The organism is Roseibium sp. MMSF_3412, from assembly GCF_030733265.1.
Classification (GTDB): domain Bacteria; phylum Pseudomonadota; class Alphaproteobacteria; order Rhizobiales; family Stappiaceae; genus Roseibium.
Genome location: NZ_JASHJI010000032.1, coordinates 1 through 3,102 on the forward strand (window position 1 = coordinate 1; position 3,102 = coordinate 3,102).

Genomic DNA, 3,102 nt, shown 5'->3' on the forward strand with positions numbered 1-3,102 from the left:
CGGTCTCCGCATGCGCATGCGAAGGTGACGGGGATTGATGCGAGCGCGGCGCTTGCGATGCCGGGTGTGGACGCGGTTCTGACGGGGGACCAGCTTGTCGGGGACGGGATCGGCAACCTGATCTGCGGCTGGATGATCCATTCCAAGGACGGCACGCCGATGAAGATGGGCGGCTGGCGGGCGCTTGAGCCTGAGGTGGTGCGCCATGTCGGCCAGGCGGTCGCGGTTGTTGTTGCCGACACGGCGGCGCAGGCGCGCGATGCGGCGGATGCGGTTGTTGTCGATTATGAGGAGCTTCCGGCGGTTGTCGATCCGGTTGCCGCGCTCGCGCCGGGGGCGCCGCAGGTGCACCCGGAAGCGGAAGGCAACCTGATCTACGACTGGGAGATCGGGGATGCGGCTGCGGTTGATGCGGCGTTTGCGGGCGCGGCGCATGTGACGAAGATGGAGATCCGCAACAACCGTCTTGTGCCGAACCCGATGGAGCCGCGGGCAGCGCTTGCCAGCTACGACGATGCGGAAGAGCATCACACGCTCTATACGACCTCGCAGAACCCGCATGTTGCGCGTCTTGTTCTGTCCGCGTTCTACAATGTGGCACCTGAGCACAAGCTGCGTGTGATCGCACCGGATGTGGGCGGCGGCTTCGGGTCGAAGATCTATATCTACCCGGAAGAGATGGTGTGCCTTTGGGCGTCCAAGCGTGTGGGCCGGCCGGTGAAGTGGGTGTCGGACCGGACGGAAGCGTTCCTGACGGATGCGCACGGGCGCGACCACGTGTCGGAGGCGGAGCTAGCGCTTGATGCTGACAACCGGATTGTCGGCCTGCGTGTGAAGACGATCGCCAATCTTGGCGCGTATATGTCTTTGTTCTCGTCGGCTGTTCCGACCTATCTTTATGCAACGCTGTTGTCGGGCCAGTACAACATTCCGGCGATCCACGCGAATGTGAAGACGGTCTATACCCACACGACGGCGGTGGATGCCTATCGGGGCGCGGGGCGTCCTGAGGCGACCTATCTTCTTGAGCGGATCATGGAGACGGCTGCGCGGGAGGTGGGTCTTTCGCCTGCGGACTTCCGGCGCAAGAACTTCGTTCGGGAGTTCCCGCACCAGACGCCTGTGATCATGTGCTACGACGCGGGCGACTATGACGCGACGCTGGATGCGGCGCTGTCAGCGGCCGACTATGCGGGCTTTGCGGCGCGCAAGGCTGAGGCGGCCTCGCGGGGCAAGCTTCGGGGGATCGGTCTTTCCTGCTACATCGAGGCGTGCGGGATCGCGCCGTCCGCGGCGGTTGGATCGCTGGGGGCCGGTGTCGGTCTCTGGGAATCGGCGGAGGTTCGGGTGAACCCGGTCGGGACGGTCGAGGTTCTGACGGGCTCTCACAGCCATGGCCAGGGTCACGAGACGACGTTCGCGCAGCTGATCTGCGAGCGGTTCGGTCTGGACAGCGATGCGGTGTCGATCGTTCACGGGGATACGGACAAGGTGCAGTTCGGGATGGGAACCTACGGGTCGCGGTCCGGTGCTGTTGGCATGTCTGCGATCGTGAAGGCGCTGGACAAGGTCGAGGAGAAGGCGAAGAAGATCGCGGCGCATCTGATGGAAGCCTCTGAAGGCGACATCCAGATCGAGGGCGGAGAGCTGAAGGTCGCGGGGACGGACAAGAAGCTGTCGTTCACGGAAGTGGCGCTTGCGGCCTATACGGCGCACAATCTTCCCGAAGGCATGGAGCCGGGTCTGAAGGAGGGGGCGTTCTACGACCCGTCCAACTTCACGTTCCCTGCCGGCACCTATGTGTGCGAGGTGGAGATCGACCCGGAGACGGGCAAGACGGAGATCGTGAGCTTTGTTGCCGCGGACGACTTCGGCAAGGTGATCAACCCGATGATCGTGGAAGGCCAGGTTCACGGCGGTCTTGTTCAGGGGATCGGGCAGGCGCTTCTTGAGAACGCGGCCTATGACGAGAGCGGTCAGCTTCTGACGGCGTCCTACATGGACTACACGATGCCGCGGGCGGACGATGTTCCCTCGTTCAGCCTGTCGACGCACGAGACGCTGTGCCCGGGCAATCCGCTTGGCATGAAGGGGTGCGGCGAGGCCGGTGCGATCGGGTCTCCGCCTGCGGTGATCAACGCGATCACGGATGCGATCGGGTCGAACGATCTGACGATGCCTGCAACGCCTGAGAAGGTGTGGCAGCTGTGCCAGTCGCAGCTGAAGCAGGCCGCCGAATAAGGTTTGAAGAGGAACGTTCTTCGGGCAGGCTTTGCCTGCCCGGTCATCTGACAGAGAGATTTTGGGGAGACCCGTCATGTATGAAACAACCTATCACCGCGCCGGTTCTGTTGCGGAGGCGTCGGATCTGATGTCGAAGGCCGAGGACGGCAAGGTTCTTGGAGGCGGGCAGACGCTTCTTCCGACGATGAAGCAGCGTCTTGCGTCGCCGAGCGATCTTGTTGATGTGACGAAGATTGCGGATATGAACGGCATCTGCGAGGGCGATGGCAGCCTGTCGATCGGGGCTGCGACGACGCATGCGGAGGTTGCCGCATCTGATCTTGTGCGGTCGAAACTTCCGAGCCTTGCCGGTCTTGCGGGCGGCATCGGCGATCCGGCGGTGCGTCACATGGGCACGATCGGTGGCTCGATCGCCAACAACGATCCGGCGGCGGACTATCCGGCGGCGCTGGTGGCGCTGGGGGCGACTGTGGTGACGAGCAAGCGCTCGCTTTCCGCCGAAGACTTCTTCGTGGGCATGTTCGACACGGCGCTGGACGAGGACGAGATCGTGGTGTCGGTGACGTTCCCGCTGATCGAGAAGGGGGCCTATGCCAAGTACCCGAACCCGGCTTCGCGCTATGCGATGGCAGGGGTCTACGTGGCCAAACACCAGGACGGGTCTGTCCGGGTGGCTGTGACCGGGGCAGGCCATTACGGCGTCTTCCGGGTCGACGGCATGGAAGCGGCGCTGGCGGCGAACTGGTCGCCGGACGCGGTCGCCGGCATCAAGGTGGATGCAGGCTCCATGCTGCACGACCTGCACGGCTCCGCCGCCTACCGCGCAAACCTCGTCACCGTCATGGCAAAACGAGCCGT

The 3,102-nt window shown here is 63.9% G+C and carries 2 protein-coding genes; both read left to right on the forward strand.

What is annotated here, in order from left to right:
• Positions 1-2,241, forward strand: a 2,241-nt coding sequence (locus RBB49_RS28325; RefSeq protein WP_306146328.1) for a xanthine dehydrogenase family protein molybdopterin-binding subunit, incomplete at its 5' end; no start/stop codon positions are given.
• 76 nt (positions 2,242-2,317) lie between these two features.
• Positions 2,318-3,102 (forward strand): xanthine dehydrogenase family protein subunit M (locus tag RBB49_RS28330; RefSeq protein WP_306146329.1); only part of this gene is annotated, 785 nt, incomplete at its 3' end.